This window comes from Paenibacillus sp. KACC 21273 (assembly GCF_028736095.1).
In the GTDB taxonomy this organism is placed as follows: Bacteria; Bacillota; Bacilli; order Paenibacillales; family Paenibacillaceae; genus Saccharibacillus; species Saccharibacillus kyungheensis.
In genome coordinates this window covers 517703-537836 of the sequence record NZ_CP117876.1, presented here as the reverse complement: position 1 = coordinate 537836, position 20134 = coordinate 517703, and the positions used below count along the sequence as shown (strand labels likewise).

Here is a 20134-nt window from a genome sequence, read left to right as displayed (position 1 = left end):
CTTATACGTATATACGTTGTTCTTGTTCTGAGAGAAGAGAGATGAAATGTTGTTGTTCATGTAGCACCCCATAAATTTGTGATCTTGCTATAATTTTTTGCGCCCAATTTAAATGAGGTTTGATTTCATTCATTTTGTTAGCGTAGCCACTTTTAAATACACCAAGTTCGCCATTGTTGTTACGAATAATACTTTCCGCATCTTCAAATTCTTCGCGAGTTACGGTATACAATGATTGTACCAGACCGATATGTGTAGGATGAATAATCGTTTTGCCCACAATCCCGTTTTCTTTATCCATAATCACTTCACGAATCAAGCCATCCACATGACGGTTAATATATTCTTTGCGTAATTTACGTCCATCATCACCCAATGCTTCTTCAAAAGGAGACTGACGCAACATCGGTTTGAGTACCCGTTCTCCATTAGCAAAGTATTCCCATACCGGTCCTGAGATCACATATGGTGAATCCATACGACCGAATAAGTTAATAATATCAGACATACAGTCCCGAATAGGCGCAATATCGTAAATCGTCATATCAGGACTACGACGTAATCCAAATAGACTTGAAAAATCAGTCGCTCCAATACGCACATTCAGTACATACGATTTGTACGTATCCAGTATTTTTTTGATGGCTAATAGATGTTCTACACGAGTTTCACGGTAGATCACAGCAGCCGTTTCAAGTATAGGTAATCCGTATAAGATAGGAGCATTCAGATCTTTCTCCTGATTATAACGTGCAATCGCTTGGAAATACTGTAATCCCTGCTCCGGATCGAATTTGGGTAGCATAAAGCCTGTAATCAATATCATCATTTCGCCTAACTGATCAATCATTCGCTCCAACTGCCCGATACTGCGTACACGTATAAATAACAGTGGTAACTGATCCCGGTGCACTTGTTCTTGCTGTAATTGAACATACAATTGGGTCAGTTGTTGGATTAATGATGCTTCAGCCATCTCTACCTGCTGATCTCCAACTGCATCTTCCAGATCCAATACCCATGAGGTCAGACCTTGATGTCGCTCTGTCAAAATATCTCTAGCAATCGTGGGACGTGTAGCAGGACAATAGAGTGCTGCGCCTACGGCATACGCCAATAGTTCCTGTTGGGAAGAGTTATTGTAATGAATCGGTGCCGAATAGAACAATTCTTGTTCTTCTTCAAGCGATAAATAGTTAAAGTAACGCATAAGTCTCCTCCTTTGATGCACCGAAACTTTGGCTTGCAAGCCGCCGTATAATAAATAAATCCCTCCTATTGTGCAGGCAGGAGGGATCATCCAATCTGTTGTAGCAGCAATTCTGATTAAGACTGTTCTTTTTTACGACGAATCGAACTAATGACCATCGTTCCTACAAACACCACAATAAGAATTGCAAAAAACAACACTTGAGAAATTTCAAAACCAAATGCGCCGACAATCATTTTCACTGCAATAATCGCAATTAAAATAAATGCTGTTTTCTCTAGTTCAGGGAACTTATCAATCAGTTTCAAGAACAATTGAGCTACGCCACGCATCATCAAAATCCCAATAATACCACCCAGGAATAATACCCAGACTTCGTTACTGATACCAAAAGCCGCTACAACGCTATCAATACTGAAAGCAATATCCATCATTTCAACCATTAATACGGTTTTCCAGAAAGACATTGGCTTGTTCTGTACTTCGTCTTCGTCTCCGCCTTTGAATAATCCTTTGTACGCAATATAGAACAGATACAATCCGCCAATGACTTTGACTGCTGTAAATGTAACCAGATACGTTCCAAGACCAATCGCCAGAAAGCGGAAAAGATAAGCTCCAAGAATACCGTAGAACAAAGCCTTTTTCTGCTGTTTCGGTGGCAAATGTCTGACCATAACGGCTAACACAAGCGCATTGTCAGCGGACAATAATCCTTCTAATAGTACAAGACTTGCAATAACTCCCCAGCTCACTGGATCGGATAGAGTTGCAGCAATCTCACTCCATGAGAAGAAGTGACCGTAGTTATCAGCAATACTTTGAAAAAAATTACTGAACCAGTCCATACATCGTCCTCCATATACACTTCGTGTGTTAAGCGTGATGTCCACATTCTAATTATTTTAGAGGGGTATCAACACTTATAATACCGAGTTTTGTAAATTCTGTGTATGTTCAAGATCACCATATGCATCGGTAGCCTAATCTTTGCTACCGGCTTTCCAGCGCATGCCCCAATTGAAAGCACGATCCATATCGGAATGACCTTTGAAATACTGAACCAACTTTTCGATACTAAATGTTTCATTACCCACATTTTGGATCATTGCAATCGCGCACATCGGACTACGATTATCAGCTTCATCCAAACGCACGATAATATCAGGTCCATTTTGTTGCGAAATGGTTACTACACCATCCGCATCCGTCCAACGTGTAATGCCTTCGTAAATAAAAGAAAAGACCAGAATACGCTTGATCTCAGATATTTTGTTACCGTTAATCCGCATATTTTCGCCACCTGCGACAGCACCGGTACGATCATCACCGTCTAGTGCAACAAACGGCCAACTTGTCAAAGAACCAAATGAATTACCCAGTGCTTGAACAACACCTTTATCACCATCTTTTAATTCATACAGACAACCTAGATCCAGATCGACTCCTGAACTACGTTTAAATAATCCTTTTTTCTCCTGACGATTCCAGTTCAGATTAATCAATAGTTCACCTAGTGAACCGCCTGATTTTTTCTGAAGATTAATCACATCGCCTTTTTTCTTCAACTCAATCTTGGATAGATTTAAGTTCACTGAAGGCGTAGGAGCCGGTGTTGGCGCTGGAGGAGCAGGAGGTGGAGTCGATGGACGGTTGAGATTCATCGGCTTCGCAGGCGTTGGCGGCGGTGTTGGTGTTGCAGCAAGCTTAGGAGGTACTGGCGGCGCTGGAGTCGGCGTTGGAGCTGGTGTATCTTCTACTTCTACTCCATAACTACCACATAATTCTTTGAGTCCGCCAAAATAACCTGCTCCGACCGCAGCAAATTTCCATTCTGTCTGATAACGGTACAATTCCCCTACTACAATCGCAGTTTCTGATGAAAATTTAGAATCCAGATCATAACGAAAAATCTCTGCACCTGTAGCTTCATTTGCACAGCGTAAGTATGTGCGATTCACCTGACTAAAATTTTCTGTCGGCTTCTCGCTATTGTAAATCGTAAGCGTGATCGCAATTTTTTGAATATCTTGCGGAATCGCGCCTACATTCACTTTGAATTGACGGGCATCGCTACCTGTCGCATTTTCAATATAAGTAATAAAAGCATTACCTGGATTACCATAAAAAATAAGATCGTTATCGCTTTTTACTTTTCCATTTTGCTGTAGTAAAAAAGCAGAAGTATCTAATTCTAAAGAAGCTGGTGCTTCCCATCCCAGTGAAATAATGAGTTGTTGAAGCCCTGGCGTTGTTTTGGTTACGTCTGTTTTTTGCCCTTTCACAATAGCTACACTCATAATTAATTAACCCCGTAATGTATGACGTAAAAGATCCACTGTTCTTCTCTATTTTAGCATTAAATCCCAACGACAAGTGAAAAAAAATAGGGCAGGAAACCCACCCTATTCATGTATAGTTCATGCTTTTGCCTTATTTGATATCACTGTAAAATTATACAGGTAAGCCGTAGTTCTGACACAATGCAGCTAACCCACCTGAGAATCCACTACCGATCGCCTGGAACTTCCAATCCGTGCCTTGACGGTAAAATTCACAGAATACGACTGCTGTTTCTGTAGAGAACTCTTCGCCTAGATCGAAGCGCAAAATTTCACTGCTGTTATCTTCGTTTACTACACGTACAAAAGCAGCACTTACCTGTCCAAAATTCTGTCCACGCGCGTCTGCATCATGGATTGTTACTGTGATACCTATACGTGAAATGCTAGCAGGAACTTTGCTGAAATCGACAACGATCTGCTCGTCATCTCCATCGCCTTCACCTGTACGGTTATCTCCAGTATGCGTCACCGCGCCATTATATGTGGTCAGGTTGTTGTAGAATACAAAATCTGCTTCTGTTTTGGCTTTGCCATCTTCATGCAATAAAAATGCAGAAGCGTCCAAGTCAAAATCACTACCACCGCTGTATTTATTAGTATCCCAGCCTAGACCTACCACAACTCGTGTTAATCCCGGGTTTGTTTTCGTGAGGTCGATACGTTGCCCCTTGGATAAATTAATCGTCATCCTCTGTTCACTCCTTACCATCACTATATTTTGGTGATACCTATAACACTGAAACAAAACGGAGCTATGCGCTCCGCTTTGTTTACCACTTATTGATAATCAGTTTTTCATTGAACTTGCGTTTATATTGCCAAACGCTTATTGTAAGATATTTTGCTTTGCAAAAATCACTTTTTTATTGAAACTTGTCGCACTTATAATGCCAAGTGCTTGGTCGCGTTTATGTTGCCAAACGCTTATTGCAAGCCGTAGTCGCGTGTCAAACCTGCAAGACCATCTTTGTAACCATTACCGATCGCGTTAAATTTCCACTCAGCGCCATGACGGTACAATTCGCCTACAACTACACCTGCTTCGATAGAGAAATCTTCTCCTAGATCGAAACGGATCAATTCTTCGTTGTTATCATCGTTTACGATACGAACGTAAGCGTTAGATACTTGACCGAAGTTTTGGTTACGAGCTGCTGCTTCATAGATTGTAATTGTAAATGCAATTTTGTCTACATCAGCAGGTACGTTAGGGATGTCTACTTTGATTTGCTCATCGTCGCCATCGCCTGCGCCTGTACGGTTGTCGCCTGTATGTACGACAGAACCATTTTCATTTTGAGGATTGTTGAAGAAAATAAAGTTTTTCTCGCTAGCTACTTTACCTTCAGCATTCGCGCAAAATACAGATACGTCCAAATCGAACTCTCCGCCGCCATCATATTTATTTGTATCCCAGCCTAGACCTACTGTGATTTTAGATAATCCTGGATTACTTTTCGTCAAATCTACTTTTTGTCCTTTAGATAAGTTAATTCCCATGTTCAATTCCTTCTTTCCATGTGTATGATTTGAGTTGCTGAATAACGTATAATTGACTCTTTTTCATTGTTGGAAGATAACGCTTACCGATTATGAATATTGGCGAGCCAATATATCGATATGCGCAGCCTGTTTTCCTTGACCAATTGCGTTAAATTTCCATTCTGATCCATTACGGTAGATTTCACCTGTAATCAATGCCGTCATACCGGAATAATCATCTGTCAGATTAAAGCGAACCAATTCCTGTTGATTCTGTCCATTTACAATACGAATGTATGCAGACGAAATCATACCGAAATCTTGTTTGCGTTGTTCTGCTTGATAAATATTAACCACAACGAGCACTTTATGCACATCAGCAGGTACTTTAGAAAGATCGATATGAATTTGCTCATCGTCTCCTGCACCTTCACCTGTGAGGTTATCGCCGCTGTGTTTGACAGAACCGCAACCACTAGTCAAGTTATGAAAGCAGACCAAATTTGTAGCTTTGGTCAATTTATCATTTGCGTCCAAAAGAATCGCTGAAGCATCACAGTCGATATCTGCTTTGGCTTTTTTCATACCGAAGAACCCTTTAGATTGTGTCTCCGCGGGATCCCAACCCAAACCAACCACCAGTTGATTCAGACCGCTATTGCCTTTGGTTAAATCAATTTTTTGACCTTTGACTAAGCTGATACTCATAAAATGATATGACCTCCTTTGTAATACTGATATGTAATACTGTTATTACCGGAGAATCGTTTCAACTTTTTTTAAAATTGTCTTTATTCTTACCCGAATTACAGTCCAAACTCGGAAGCATTCAAGCCCAATACAGTAGCAATCTCACGCACAACTGCTTGCTCTTGAGGATCAAAATCACCATCTGCTGAACCGATTGCACTACATACGCCTATCAACAATCGACCTTCTTCTGGTTTGCTTTTGAATTTGCTGATCGCTTTAAGCGCTTCTTGCTTACCGATGATCGCGTCAAATTCAAAATTTTCTACATAATGATTAAAGCGAACGATAACCAGACTCATATCAAACACTTTTAATTGTTCATTGCGTCCGATATAACCTGCCATTTTTTGCTTCTCATCTGCACTGATATTTCCATCTGCTGCCGCTACAAGAGCACAACCTGCTACGATCGCTTCTAAAAAGTCCTTATTTTTGAACTTTTTCATCTGATCATTCAAGTTGTTTTTCGTACTGTTTAACCATGATTTGAATGCACTCATATCGATCACCTCCTATTTATCATAAACCAATTTGAAGCAGACCTCTAGTTTTGCAAATATACAGAGAGTACAGAGCTTTCTCTATGCCTATATTTTCCCACAAGTTATCAAAAAAACCAAATTTCCCTTTTGAGTTTGCAGGTCGATCTCAGTAGAAAAATACTCTCTCCTCTCATAATAAGCTACAGTGCACATACTGAAACAAAAAGCACCTCAATCCCGAGTTTTTCCGAGACAAAGGTGCTATCTGTAATCATTCATATGGATCGTTCCTAATCTTTACGGTGCACAGTTCTACGTGGGGCGCATAACCGGGCAGAGTAACAGGTTAACGTGCTACTCTTGCCCCTGATTATGACACATGTTTGTAAAACAGCGTTTTTTGCTTTTTTGTAAACAACGATTTATTTTAAATCTATTTGAAGATATCACATATCCAAGCGATTAATGAGTAGGATGATTAGAATTGGTGGCATTGAAGGTATCGCCAAAAAAGTAACTGGAAATCATATCACCAACGGTCAGTACAACCACTGCGATAACAGCAGATGCTACAGCTTCATACACACTTACATGAATACCATACATCCACACCAAAAAGATAATCATCGCCGGGATTAGATTCCAAATCATTTTCTTTTTGACACAATCCGTAAACACGATACTAACTCTGTTCATTCATAAGCCTCCATATTAGAGATATAAAATAACAACCTATAGAATATAACACAAAAATATCCAATATAAACCATTTTCGCGATGTTTTTTTGGGAATATTTTGAAATTGTAATAAACGATCAATAAACGCCAGAAAAGAGCGTGATCTGTAGGCGATCATGCTCTTTTCTGGTCTTCTCTATTCATTTAGGGAATGTTGGGTGTTCTATGATATAAACTAATTTACTACTTATGTGGTATGTTGCTAAAGAATTCTTCGGACTCACTACGTTTACTTGCTAGAGTATTTCTATTTATTTCCATATTTCTATAGGATAGCTATTTACATCTACAAGCTACTTTACTATTGGGTATTACTATAAAGCTTATAAGCTATTGGTATATAGGATTGTAGTGAGATCCTGCCAGCCAACATTTGTACTTCTACGTGTCCGTTTATATGACAGTAGTGAAGTAACTTGTATCTTTATTATTACAGGAGTTTTCAAAAAACGGATTCTTTTATTTTGTAATCACAACCTTTTTTTGTAATACGTGAGTGTTTACTCCCAAATTGTATAGGTCAATAGAACCCTTATACTAAGTTACTAAAAAAGCTACTCTGACATTTTAAGTAACTTATAGAATAATAAAAACTATCATTTTCTGGAATCGTATAAGGAATATTGTATTTTTCGGAGGTGCTTACCGTTTATGAGCACACTGGATACAGTCCGCTCTCATATTGAGCAAGAACTTCAACGCAGACAAATCAATTTAACACAGTTTGAAAAGATATCTGGTATTAATCGTGGAGTACTCAGTGCAACGCTCAACAGCAATCCACCTCGATCGATATCGATCAACCAGCTAGATCGTATGGCTGCCGCTCTCGATCGACCGGAAGGCTGGTTATATGAACAATATATAGAAGAATGTTTTGCAAGCAGCAAAGTCAACTGGCGACGTATTCGTGCTTTATTTCTGCGCTGTATTGAATTAGATCGAAACGTTTTGATTGAATACACATTAAATTTGCTGATGGAAGATTATCGCTATGTACCTCATGTGTTTGATTTAGCAGAAGAATTGGTGCTTAACGGCCAACTGGAACAAAGTGTTCCTTTTTATACCTGTGTGATCGAAAACGAACGTCAGCAACATGCAGAGCGTCTAGCGATCAGTCAATACCGGCTATTTCGTGCTCAATTGAGTGAAGATATAGAACGTAACAAATCAGCAGTAACTTTGTTCTATCCTTATCGTGATCGCATCCCTGATCATTTGCGATTAGATGCTTTATTACAAATGGCAAATGTGTATTACACCGTACAGGAATGGGATCTGATGGAACAAGTGACAGATGAAATGAGTATTTTGGTCCATCGGGTGTACGAGGAAGAATGCAAAAAAATGGATCAGCAAGGTGCGGATTATGTCCCCCTGTCAACCGAAAGACATTTGGTCTGGTATTACGGACAAAGTTACTTAATAAAATCCATTTTTTTCGAATATACAGGTAAATATAAAGAAGGCTTAAAGTACATTGACGGTTATAAAGATTTGAGTTGGTTCAAATCACTGAATGAAGTTGGACATCTTGAAGTTCATAAATTAAAAATAGCAGCTGAAGCCAATCTATATAATTTACAGCTAATGCTTGGCAATACAGAATGCTTAGAAAATTATATTACTTTTTTAAAAGAAAATCTGTTTGAACAATTACCTAGTTTATTAACTATTTTAAAAGCCGCTAACATTAATCATTTTTGTATCGATTCTGTTCTTAATACATTTGTACCTCATCCTGATAATAATATTAAATTTGAAATTGGCTATTACAAAAATAACATTACTTTTAATACAATGCTGACTGATTTTTACTATGAATTAGCTATTTATCAAGCTAAAAGAGGCTATCCTCTGGAAGAATTTAAAAATACATTGAATACATTTGATATGTCATTACGTAGATACAATATGAGCCGTACTATGGACTATACGTCTTTGATACAACATTTTATTCGTTCAATGCCTTAATACAACAGTCAAGAGGTGATCTGTATGGACAACCGAATAGCCTTATGTACGGAGTTAGAAAATGAGATTTCTAAGCAAGGTTATTCTCTTAGTCGTTTCAGTCAAATCTCTGGAATCAATCGTGGCATTTTAAGTGCCACTTTGAACGGAAATCCTCCCAAACCTATGTCAATTAATCAACTAGATACAATGACCACTGCTCTGGGGAAACCAGAAGGTTGGTTATATGAAAGGTTTGCAGAACAATGCTTTGACGAACAAGGTAAAACCAACTGGCGTCGTGTTAGAGCGCTTCTTCTGCGTTGTATTGAACTAAATCGAAACGTTTTGATTGAGCGTATTTTATGTTTGTTGCTTGAAGATATATCGTACTTAAATCAAGTGTTTGAACTGGCGGAAGAACTGATTGCAGACAATCCGAGTGAGAGTGTTATGCAGTTGTATGAATGCGTGGTGAGTAATGAACGCAACTACCAAGCAGAACGGCTTGCGATCAGTCATTACCGCATTTTCCGCTATTCGATTAAGCGAGATATTAAGCAAAATTTTATAGCCGCTGTCACTTTCCAACCTTTTTGTGATCGTTTGCCTTTTAGTATGCAATTAGATGCTTGGTTGCAGCTAGCAAATGTGTATTACACTGCTAGTGAATGGGCATTTATGGAAAAGTGTGGAGATGCTTTAATTGAATTATCTGGTCACCTTTATAACAAGAAAAAATATCATAATCTTAAAAGCGAACGTTCCTTTGTAGTTTACTATGGGCAAGGTTATCTTATTAAATCTATCTTTTATCAAAAGGTAGGAAAATATGATGAATCGATAACATATATTAAGAAATATAGTGATCTTAGTTGGTTTGAGGGTTTAGATCATTACGGACAAGCAGAAGTAGAAAATTTTAAAATATTTGCTCAAGGCAATATGTACTGTTTGGAGTTATATCGAGGAAACTTTGCTGTGTTAGATAATTATGTGGAATTTTTGGAACAATACCCGAAAGAAATCGTTCCTGGATTACTCACCATTCTAAGCACTGCTAATCAATATAATATTGTTATTGACCATATCATAGAAAAATTTCATGAGCATATCACAACAAACTTATATCTCCACTCTACACAAAAACAATCGGTAGCAGACAACCAATATACCAATATGTGTTACCAGTTAGCTCTATATCAATCTAAACATGCGAATCAATCGACCAAGCTACAAAATACAATCAAACGCTTTGATAAATCATTACGAAAATGCAATATGAGCCTCAATTTAGACTATACCTCTTTACTTCAAAATGTCATTCGTTCGATGCCTTAAAACTACTCTACTATATCGAGGTGATCTGCATGAAACATCGAATAACCCTAATTACTGAACTAGAGTCCGAAATGCATAAGCAGGGTTATTCGCTTAGTCATTTTAGTAAAGTTTCTGGAATCAATCGGGGGATTTTGAGTGCTACATTGAACGGAAATCCTCCCAAACTCATGTCTATTACTCAATTGGATACTATGGTTAAAGCTCTTGGCAAACCTGAAAGCTGGCTATATGAATTATTTATAGAACAGTGCTTCTCAGAAGAAAACAAAGCCAATTGGCGACGTGTTCGTGCGCTGTTGCTTCGTTGTATAGAACTTAATCGTGATGATCTTATTGGCGATATTTTAAATTTGTTGATGGAAGATCCTATTCATGTCGCTCATGTGTTTAATCTAGCAGAAGAATTAGTAGAGCAGAATCAGACTGTTGTAGCTATGCCTTTTTACGAATGCGTTATTGAAAATGAACGTAATTATCATTCTGAGCGATTAGCCATCAGTCATTACCGACTATTTAGAGCCAGGATTAGTCCAATTATTGAGAATAATCTTAGACTTGCGATGGTATTTCATCCTTTTCGTAATCGCTTACCCGATCATTTTCGTCTAGAAGCCCTATTAGAATTAGCTAATATCTATTACACGGTGCAGGACTGGAATATGGTTATAGCCTGTTCAGACGAACTGAATATATTATCTAATATCATTTACAAACAAGACTGTAAAAGAAGAAAAAAGAAAATAGCTGTGTCGACACCTAGCTTCACAAGACCTCTTGTTACTTATTATGCTCAAAGTCATTTGATGAAATTTGTAGCCTTAGAACATATGGAAAAGTACGATGAAGCTCGCCCTTATTTAAAAGAGTTCTCGGATTTAAGTTGGTTTGAAGGTCTAGATGATCTAGGAAAAGAACATGTCGAAAAATTTAAAATCTATGCGTTGTTTAATGAATTGAATTTAGAATTGTTAACTGGACATACAGACAAATTGGTAGATTATTTTGAATTATTAAAAACTCATCCCGGCGAAGCGTTACCTAGCTTACTAATTATTTCAAAAGCAGCCAACAAATATGATATGAAGATTGACCATATTCTTACGTATTTTGACGATATTATTTATCCGAACGATATTTTGGATTATATTCACCAAGCTAGATTTCTACGAGACCACTATAAAAATATTCCTATTGGAATTAGTCGTTATATTAATATTTACTATCAATTGGCTCTTTATCAATGTAATCGTAACGTCTATGATGAAAAGCTCGAAAAAATTCTATTGGCTCTAGAAACATCTGTAGAGAAATATAATCGTGGACGTATTATGGATTGTCTAGAGTTATTTAAAAAGTTACGCGAGATGCCTAGAGAATATAAAGACTAATGGACAAATCATGCTAACTATTTAACTTCATATGGCTCACATATAAACAGAGGTGAAATCGATGAATCATCGAATAACTGTACGGGATGAATTAGAAAAAGAGATTGCTGCTCAAGGACATTCTCTTAGCCATTTTAGCAAGATATCAGGGATCAACAGAGGGATATTAAGCGCTACGTTGAACGGCAACCCTCCTAAGCCGATATCAATCAAACAGTTAGATCAAATGACTCATGCTTTGGAAAAAGAAGAAGGCTGGTTGTACGAGCAATTCATGAATGAATGTTTCGAGGATGGTAAAGCCAATTGGCGACGTGTTCGGTCTTTGCTAGTTCGTTGCGTAGAGTTGGAACTCATCAATATTATTGAATCTGCCCTGTATCGCTTACTAGAGAATCTAATATACATTAAATATGTATTTGATTTCGCAGAAGAGCTATTTAATTCTAAAAATAGAGAAAACTTACTGCCATTTTATAAATGTGTAGTCATCCATGAGAGAGATTTTCATTCAGAACGTTTAGCTATTAGCCAATATAGAATATTTCGCTTATCTATGAGCAATGACTTAGAAAATAATTTTCGTTTATCCATGATTTTTGCTCCTTTTAGAAATTATCTTCCTGATTATATGTTGTTGGACGCTTTGTTAATATTAGCTAATATCTCATACACAATACATGATTGGAAAACAGTTAAACAATATGCAGATGAATTAATCTATTTAACTAATATCGTCTATAAAAGAGAAAATTTAAAAAGAGATAAACAAAAAACTTATATGCCTCTAAATACTGAACGTCCTTTAGTTGTTTATTATGCTAAAAGCCATTTATTTAATTTTATTGTCCTGCATAGAGAATGTAACTATAAAGAAGCGGAAAAATATATAGAACATTTTGCGGATCTTAGTTGGTTTGAAGGTCTAGACGAAGCAGGATTATTAGAAGTGGAACGTTTTAAAATTTATGGATTAGCTAACAAATATACTATCAAGATGTTGCTAGGCGAAAAAGAATATTTAAAAAATTATATAAACTTTATGAATAAGTATCCTGATGAACAATTAGTTAGTTTATATATTATTTTTAAATCTAGTAACCTACATGATTGGAATGTAGATTACTTATTAAATGAATATAACTTTGTTTTATATCCAGCTGATATTATGACTGTTGTATTTTCAGACTCTTATTACATTGACGTTCGCCTCAGCCAATATATCAATCTTTATTATGAAATAGCACTTTATCAATGTAATAAAGGAAAATATGACGATAAGCTTGAAAAGATTCTGCTAGCATTAGAATCGACTGTAACCAAATATAATAAAAGTCGAATATTAGATTGTCTTGAACTATTTAAAAAGCTTCGACTGATTTCTAAAAATGGAAACTGAGTACCCAATAAGACATAGAAACCATAACTTCCCTTGTATGGTAACTATGTCTTTTGTGATTCCTAAATTTTGAAGATTTGATTAAAAGTAATTGACCCCTGTTCAAAGCGTAATGTATAATGTAATAAATTTGAATTTCATGGGCTTACTGGGGCGCAACAACGGGAAACTTTCAACATAAAGGGGTGTGTTCGGTTATGATTACCAACACCACAACCATACGGCTTGAGATTGAAAAAGGAATTCGACAAAAAGGACATTCATTAAGCAGCTTCGGTAAACAGGCTGGAATCAACCGCGGGATCATCAGCGGAATCTTAAATGGTAATCCTCCAAAATCGATTTCTATTCGGCAGTTAGACTTAATGGCAGAAGCTTTGGGTCATGCAGAAGGCTGGATGTATGAGTATTATGTGGACGAATGTTTTATTAATGAAAAAGCAGATTGGCGTCGGATAAAGGCATTTTTATTGCGTTGTACAGAAATTGGTCGGTACGATTGTATTCAAGAAGTTCTTGATCGTTTGATGGAGGATTTGAATAATACAATATCGATCTTTGGTTTAGCAGAGGAACTATATGCTGAAGGCAAAGTACAAGAGTCGTTGCCCTTTTATGAATGTGTAATTGAGAACGAAAAGCATCAACATTCTGAGCGACTAGCTATTTCTCACTACCGTGTTTTTAGAGCTTCGATTGGTGAAAATACAGAAGAAAATTTTAGAGCAGCAATTCGATTTGAACCATTTAGAGATCGTTTACCTGAAAATTTTATGCTAGACGGATTGTTAGCTCTAGCTAGAATTTATTATGCTCTTCAAAGTTGGAATATAGTTGAAAGATGTGCAGATGAACTATCTTCTTTGATTCAAACAATTTATAGTACCGAAGAAAAGAAAATGGAGCATCTCAATAATTACACTCCTTTAGATACTGAAAAACCTTTAGTAGTTTATTATGGACAGTCTTATCTTATTAAAGGTGTTGCTTTAGAACATAAGGGATGTTATGAAGAAGCAAAAGAATATATTACACAATATATGGATTTAAGTTGGTTCAAAGGCCTCGATTCTGCTGGTAAAGAAGAAGTGCGTAGATTTTCTCATTTTGCTACTGCTAATATGTATCTTATGGATGTACTAATGGGAGTTACAAGTGTATTACCTGCGTATGTAGATTTTCTTGAAAAGCATCCTGATGAAATATTACCCGCAATGACTAATATTCTAATTGCTGCTAATAGCCATGAATTCGATATAGATGATCTATTAGATAAGTTCAAATCATCTTTGGAATATGATGAATTCTCTGAGAATCATTATAGTAAAATATCTGTAATAAGTCGTTATATTAATTTTTATTATCAGCTAGGAATTTATTGGGCAAAGAAACAATTGTATGATACTTCTATTGAAAGTATTTTAAAGAGTTTAAAACTATCAATCAAAGTTTACAGTAAAAAGAATATATTAGATTCTATAGGATTGATAGAACAAATAAAAAGCTTAGGTCAACCTACTCAAATTACTGAGTACGAGTCTTTATTAAAAGGAGTTGGTACTGATGAAAAAATTTATGATCTCAGCCGTTCTATTTCTAAGTCTAGTTAGTATGATCTCTACTTCCATGCCTAAGGGTGATTTACAAATCAAAGTTTCAGATCATGGATTTAGTTAAGTAAGCAAAAATTTATTTAAATGCTAAGAACCTCAGCTTATAAGCTGAGGTTCTCTTTTATCTACTAATTATATTTAAATTCACTTTAAGCTCAAACCTTCTCCTGCCACTCTTTCCAATCCTCATAATTCCCCATATTCACACTCAACATCCCACCATCCAGACTCCAAATCTGACCTGCTATCCGATTAATAAAGTATCGATCATGCGATACAGTCAGTATCGTTCCTGGAAATTCTTCTAATGCTTCTTCCAATGCTTCTCTAGCGGAAATGTCCAGATGGTTGGTCGGTTCATCCAGAATCAGTAGATTCGGGCGTTCGTGCATGAGGATCGCTAGGCGGAGACGGCTCCATTCGCCACCGGATAGACCGGAGACTTTTTTGAATACATCTGATCCGTAAAATAAGAACTTCGCTAACTGTCCTCTCGCTTCGCCTTCTTCCATCTTCGCTGCCAGCTTGAACCATTGTAGTACCGTTTCACCCAGATCAGGCGGAGCGGCTTCTTGTGCCAGATAGCCTACTTCAGTGCGTGAACCTAGCGTGAGTGTACCACTGTCGATCGGTTCTTGTTGTAAGATCATGCGTAGTAAGGTCGTTTTACCTGCTCCATTGCCACCAATAATCGCTGCATTTTCTCCATAACGTAATAGCGCTGAAGCTTGATGCAACAGTACTTTATCTCCATAACGCTTATTCACTTGATCCAGAACCAATACACGATCTCCTGAACGATCTTTTTGCTTCAAATCCAGTTCCATCTGTGCGCGATCCATAATCGGACGTTTGACTTTTTCCATCCGATCTAATGCTTTCTGCATTGAAGCGGCTTTGCGGTGGAACGATGGGTTAGGCGGATTGGAGCGATTACCCCACTCGATCAGACGTTTGATTGATTCTTTGATCCGCTTAATCTCTTTTTGCTGGTCTTTGTAATCTTCGAATTGTCTGACCAGACGACGCTGTTTCTCATCGCGATACGCCGAATAGCTCATCGGGTAAGTGGTGGCTTCTCCGTCCTCTAGTTCTACAATTTGATGGACGACTTTATCCAAAAAGTAACGGTCATGCGAAATCACAATCACTGTCGCTGGCGATTGACTGATAAATTGCTCCAACCAGACCACTGCATCCATATCCAGATGGTTGGTCGGTTCATCTAGTAGTAAGATATCTGGATCGGTCAGTAACAATCTTGCAAGACCGACTTTGGTCTTTTCTCCACCGGATAGTCCTTCGAACAAGCGGTCATAGTGCTCGGCAGGAATTCCCAGTCCATTCGCAATTCGATCAATTGTAGCAGACATTTCATACCCGCCTCCACGCTCGAATGTATCCAGTGCTTCCCCATACTGCTGAAGGACACGTTGCATCTGCTTCTCGTCCAGATGTTCGTCTGCCATCTGTATACTCAACTGCTCCATCCGTTCTTGTAATTGGGTCAAATGGGCAAAGCTTTCTTGCAACACTTCCAAAATCGTAATATGTGGATCATATACAGGCATCTGTTGTAGATAGCCGACTCTGGAACCTTTTTGAATATGGACTTCGCCTTGAAACGGTTTGTCTTGACCGGATAAAATACGGAATAATGTCGTTTTGCCTGCTCCATTCATTCCGATTAAGCCGACTTTGGCTCCACTATGAATTTCAAAAGTAACTTCGGTTAATACATGCTCGGCACCATAATATTGTTGAACCTGCTGACAGGCGATCATAATAGACATATTGTTCATTCTCCTCTGAGTGTATAAAGTAGAGGGAAATGCGCTTCTGCATTGCGATCTCATCTGTGTGCGTAGTATAAAAAAACACAAAAAAGCCGCAGGGAAATGTCCCTGCGACTTCTCTGTTTTTGCTTGCATCAGAGCAGACGCTTTATATGCCAGCAGGTATAGAGTGTTACATGTGGCTTGCTAAGAAGTACGAATTGATTGATCGGAATAGCTTTCCGTTGCACCGATTCATCGTAGCTTCGTTTCTTGTACAAGCTTACACTCTGTATCCGTCTGGAGATAAAGGCAGGAGCGGCATTTCGCCATAATAAAGATATTCATTTTTGGACAGACTTCTCCCGTTGTCGCCAAATGAATGAACAATACTACAGCTACCAAGCGGTCTGCGCTCAAGCGTAATTGATAATGGGAAATACAACATCCTGCCTCACCTCCTTCTCCATTTCAAGTCATTGAATCTTCCTGCTTCTATCCCGTAGATTACAGGTTCAACAGACTCGGGTATAATTAATATATTTTTAACATAAATAGGTAGTCGATAGCAAGATATTTTTTAGAAACGGATGTGAATACGTATGAATACCGTTACTCTTTCTCCTGTACTATTAGAGCTATTCAATGGACAGCAATTATATGCCAAACAGCAATTAGCAATGCCCCTTCTTACTGTTAATGAAGATGGTTATCCGCATCAGGCAATGGTTAGTGTAGGGGAAGTGATCGCTACAGATCACAAGCATCTCCGCTTAGCTCTCTGGGAAGGCACAACAACAACTGGCAATATTATACGTACAGGTCAAGCATTATTAACGTTAGTCTGGCAAGGTGTATCGTATGCTTTGCGCTTATCGCTTACACCTTTGCCAGCGTTACCTGAAGCTACATATGCTAGAGCACGATTTGTAGCTACAATCGAACATATTCGTGAAGATACTGCCAAATACGCTACCCTTACTTCCGGGATCACTATTGAGCTTCATCAAGCAGAGGACGTATTGGAACGCTGGCAACAGACATTACAGGAATTACTCCAATAATTGCGATAATTATACTGATCCTAATTGCATGCAAATGCAGGTTACGATGTATAATTTATGATTTGGTATTCATCACGATGTCCATCAAGTCTTTATTATTAAATGCATCGTAGCTCACTTTCCATGTATCTGCGGACGGTTGTAATTGTAATTCGCCTTCAACAGGAATACTTGGTTCTCCATTCGCAAAAGCGATCTTCATCGTGTAAGAAAGTTGCAGAACTCCTTGTTTCGTTTGGGGTTCTTTTTTGTGTATTTCTAGATCTTGAGGGCTTAATGTACTTTGCTTTGTAACAGCTAACTGCATAGGTAGAGTGAGCAGTCTTGAAGTAGTCTGAGATTGTAATTGTGTTTCTGTAAGATAAGGCTCGTTTTTCTTCATTGCTAGTTTTAGCATTTCTTCTGGTGAAGTATTCTGCTTGTATCCCTCGCCTACGGTATATTGATCTTTTTTGTACTTAGAAGCGAATTGGATCCCTTGCTCTACTTGCTCTTCTGTGAATGTAGCTGTATCTGCTGTGGAACTTGTTGAGGTGCTATTTGTATTGTTATTGCTAGTATTGTCGGTGGTCTGTGTAGTGGCAGTTACAGGTTGTTCACTGGTTGCTGGTGCAGCAGAATTACTTTGTTGGCACCCTGTCATCATAGCTAATAATAAAGCGATACTTCCTAGTACAACTACGCGTGATGGTCTACTTTTCATTACTTTGGTCATATGTATCTCTCCTTTATAGTTGATGAAGTGTTCTATTTTACCATGAAATTCCTGCTATATATAATATCACCTGCAACCAGACGCTTAGCGTCATCCATACGGTGGTAATAATGGAAATGGAAAACTATTGATTACAAATTACTGAGTTCTGACTACAGAATCGGACGGAGGACAACGATGCAAGAACCATCTCATGAAGAAACAACTCCAAATCCATCACCTCAAAATCTACCTGAATACCCATCTTCCTTATGGCGAGCTACTGTGGACTTGCCTACTTTTCCTGCTTTACAAGGAGAATTAGACACAGAGATCGTAGTCGTGGGAGCAGGCATCACAGGTATTACAGCCGCTTATTTACTGGCACAAGAAGGCAAAAAAGTAGTGTTAGTAGAAAGTGGGAAAGTGCTAGACGGAACAACAGGCTATACAACAGCAAAAGTGAGTTCACAGCATGGCATGATCTATGATGAACTAATCAGCAATTTTAGCGAAGAAGAAGCTATTCTTTATTATGAAGGTGCACAAGAAGCACTTCATTACATGCGCCGTCTGGTGGAAGAAAATAATATCGATTGCGATTGGCAACAAGAGACATCTTATATCTATGTAGAGTCAGATGATTCCACATTCAAAAAGTTAGAAAAAGAAATGGACGCTTATCGCAAGCTAGGTATTCCTGGTGAATGGGTCGATTCATTACCGATTCCGCTCACTGTTAAAGGCGCTATTGCTTTACCGGATCAAGCGCGTTTCCATCCGCTTAAATACCTTGTATTCTTGTTACAACAATTTCTATTGCTTGGTGGTACTGTCTATGAAGATACAATTATTGAAGAAGTGGAATCAGGAGATCGTCCCCGTCTGTTGATACAAGATCAGTCATACGGGATTACCTGTGACAAAGTGGTATCTGCTTCTCATTATCCGGTCACCGATCAGAATGGTTTTTACTTTGCTCGTCTGCATGCAGAACGTTCGTATACATTAGCAGTACGTGCCGAGACGACTTTTGCCGGTGGAATGTATCTAAGTGTCGATGAACCGAAGCACTCTCTACGTTCTGCTACAATCGATGGACAAGAGATGCTGATCGTTGGTGGAAACGGGCACAAAACAGGGCAAGAAGATGAAACGATTACGCATTATGAAGGGTTAGAGGAATTTGTAGGGATGCTACTCGGGATCAAAGAAATTCCGTATCGCTGGTCTGCTCAAGATCTATTTTCGCTCGATAATATCCCTTGTATTGGTTATATCACTGAAGATGAGCCTAATATTCTAGTAGGTACAGCCTTTGCTAAGTGGGGCATGACTTCAGGTACACTTGCAGCTCATATGATGACTGATATGATTATGGGTCGAGATAACCGATACGCAGAACTATTTAACCCTTCTCGCAAACAACCGCTTTTGACAAAAATCAAAACAGCTGTTGTGCAAAATGCGAATGTCGCTAAAGAAATGATTACCGGTAAGTTAGACTTTAATCGTCGTAAAGCCGATGATTTAGATAATGATGAAGGTGGAGTGATCTGGCATCATGGCAAGCGTACAGGTGCTTATCGTGATCCAGAGGGTGCACTGCATATGGTCGATACAACCTGTACCCATATGGGCTGCGAAGTCGGTTGGAATGAAGCTGAACGTTCATGGGATTGCCCTTGTCATGGTGCACGCTTTGCTTATGATGGCGAAGTGATCGAAGGCCCGGCAACCAAAGCTTTGAAAAAAGTAAATCGGTAATCTATATTCACTTGGAAAATGATATACGATTAGTGTTATGAAATAGACAAAAAACCTCAACCTTTATCGGTGAGGTTTTTTTGGTGTATTTTAGTATAGTCCTCAGCTTGAAGTCTGGCTAAGT

General features: G+C 38.3%; 18 protein-coding genes. 7 read left to right on the top strand and 11 right to left on the bottom strand.

Features of this window, described 5'->3' with window-relative positions:
• Position 1: 1 nt before the first annotated feature.
• From PQ460_RS02405 to PQ460_RS02370, 8 genes are all read right to left on the bottom strand, one after another.
• Complete coding sequence (locus tag PQ460_RS02405; RefSeq protein WP_273613877.1) at positions 2 to 1210, bottom strand: HpcH/HpaI aldolase/citrate lyase family protein; 1209 nt, start codon at positions 1208 to 1210, stop codon at positions 2 to 4.
• Between the two features lie 116 nt (positions 1211 to 1326).
• A complete protein-coding gene (locus PQ460_RS02400; RefSeq protein ID WP_274171673.1) occupies positions 1327 to 2058 on the bottom strand; it encodes a TerC family protein in 732 nt (243 codons plus the stop codon).
• Between the two features lie 135 nt (positions 2059 to 2193).
• Positions 2194 to 3510, bottom strand: a complete 1317-nt coding sequence (locus tag PQ460_RS02395; RefSeq protein WP_274171672.1) for a TerD family protein — start codon at positions 3508 to 3510, stop codon at positions 2194 to 2196.
• A gap of 154 nt (positions 3511 to 3664) precedes the next feature.
• Positions 3665 to 4243 (bottom strand): TerD family protein, encoded by a 579-nt coding sequence (locus PQ460_RS02390; RefSeq protein WP_273613879.1) that lies wholly within the window; start codon positions 4241 to 4243, stop codon positions 3665 to 3667.
• Positions 4244 to 4479: 236 nt separating this feature from the next.
• Complete coding sequence (locus PQ460_RS02385; RefSeq protein ID WP_204826158.1) at positions 4480 to 5055, bottom strand: TerD family protein; 576 nt, start codon at positions 5053 to 5055, stop codon at positions 4480 to 4482.
• A 90-nt stretch (positions 5056 to 5145) separates the two neighbouring features.
• On the bottom strand, positions 5146 to 5745 hold the full coding sequence (locus tag PQ460_RS02380) for a TerD family protein (RefSeq protein ID WP_273613880.1): 600 nt from the start codon (positions 5743 to 5745) through the stop codon (positions 5146 to 5148).
• Between the two features lie 98 nt (positions 5746 to 5843).
• Positions 5844 to 6290: a tellurite resistance TerB family protein gene (locus tag PQ460_RS02375; RefSeq protein ID WP_274171671.1), complete on the bottom strand. Its 447-nt coding sequence runs from the start codon at positions 6288 to 6290 to the stop codon at positions 5844 to 5846.
• Positions 6291 to 6734: 444 nt separating this feature from the next.
• Positions 6735 to 6968, bottom strand: a complete 234-nt coding sequence (locus PQ460_RS02370; protein WP_273613881.1) for a hypothetical protein — start codon at positions 6966 to 6968, stop codon at positions 6735 to 6737.
• Positions 6969 to 7661: 693 nt separating this feature from the next.
• Between PQ460_RS02370 and PQ460_RS02365 the strand changes: the two genes are divergently transcribed.
• The 5 genes from PQ460_RS02365 (at position 7662) to PQ460_RS02345 (ending at position 14707) form a co-directional block, all read left to right on the top strand.
• Positions 7662 to 8987 carry a helix-turn-helix domain-containing protein gene (locus PQ460_RS02365; RefSeq protein WP_274171670.1) on the top strand — a complete coding sequence of 442 codons (1326 nt, stop codon included), beginning with the start codon at positions 7662 to 7664 and terminating at the stop codon, positions 8985 to 8987.
• 24 nt (positions 8988 to 9011) lie between these two features.
• Positions 9012 to 10307 (top strand): DNA-binding protein, encoded by a 1296-nt coding sequence (locus tag PQ460_RS02360; protein ID WP_274171669.1) that lies wholly within the window; start codon positions 9012 to 9014, stop codon positions 10305 to 10307.
• A gap of 29 nt (positions 10308 to 10336) precedes the next feature.
• Positions 10337 to 11698 (top strand): DNA-binding protein, encoded by a 1362-nt coding sequence (locus PQ460_RS02355; RefSeq protein ID WP_274171668.1) that lies wholly within the window; start codon positions 10337 to 10339, stop codon positions 11696 to 11698.
• A gap of 61 nt (positions 11699 to 11759) precedes the next feature.
• On the top strand, positions 11760 to 13097 hold the full coding sequence (locus PQ460_RS02350) for a DNA-binding protein (RefSeq protein WP_274171667.1): 1338 nt from the start codon (positions 11760 to 11762) through the stop codon (positions 13095 to 13097).
• Between the two features lie 197 nt (positions 13098 to 13294).
• A complete protein-coding gene (locus tag PQ460_RS02345) occupies positions 13295 to 14707 on the top strand; it encodes a DNA-binding protein (protein ID WP_274171666.1) in 1413 nt (470 codons plus the stop codon).
• A gap of 158 nt (positions 14708 to 14865) precedes the next feature.
• Here the strand turns inward: PQ460_RS02345 and abc-f are convergent, their stop codons facing one another.
• Together abc-f and PQ460_RS02335 are read right to left on the bottom strand one after the other, a co-directional pair.
• Entirely contained in the window at positions 14866 to 16503 is a 1638-nt protein-coding gene (gene abc-f, locus PQ460_RS02340) for a ribosomal protection-like ABC-F family protein (protein WP_274171665.1), read from the bottom strand.
• 265 nt (positions 16504 to 16768) lie between these two features.
• The gene (locus tag PQ460_RS02335; protein WP_273613888.1) at positions 16769 to 16933 is read right to left on the bottom strand and encodes a hypothetical protein; all 165 of its coding nucleotides are present in this window, start codon (positions 16931 to 16933) and stop codon (positions 16769 to 16771) included.
• 154 nt (positions 16934 to 17087) lie between these two features.
• On the opposite strand from PQ460_RS02335, the gene PQ460_RS02330 reads away from it, so the two are divergent.
• The gene (locus PQ460_RS02330) at positions 17088 to 17549 is read left to right on the top strand and encodes a pyridoxamine 5'-phosphate oxidase family protein (protein WP_274171664.1); all 462 of its coding nucleotides are present in this window, start codon (positions 17088 to 17090) and stop codon (positions 17547 to 17549) included.
• 55 nt (positions 17550 to 17604) lie between these two features.
• Here PQ460_RS02330 and PQ460_RS02325 read toward each other — a convergent pair whose 3' ends face one another.
• Positions 17605 to 18264: a hypothetical protein gene (locus tag PQ460_RS02325; protein ID WP_274171663.1), complete on the bottom strand. Its 660-nt coding sequence runs from the start codon at positions 18262 to 18264 to the stop codon at positions 17605 to 17607.
• Positions 18265 to 18441: 177 nt separating this feature from the next.
• Between PQ460_RS02325 and PQ460_RS02320 the strand changes: the two genes are divergently transcribed.
• Positions 18442 to 20010, top strand: coding sequence for an FAD-dependent oxidoreductase (locus PQ460_RS02320; protein WP_274171662.1), 1569 nt, complete (start codon positions 18442 to 18444; stop codon positions 20008 to 20010).
• Positions 20011 to 20134: the final 124 nt, after the last annotated feature.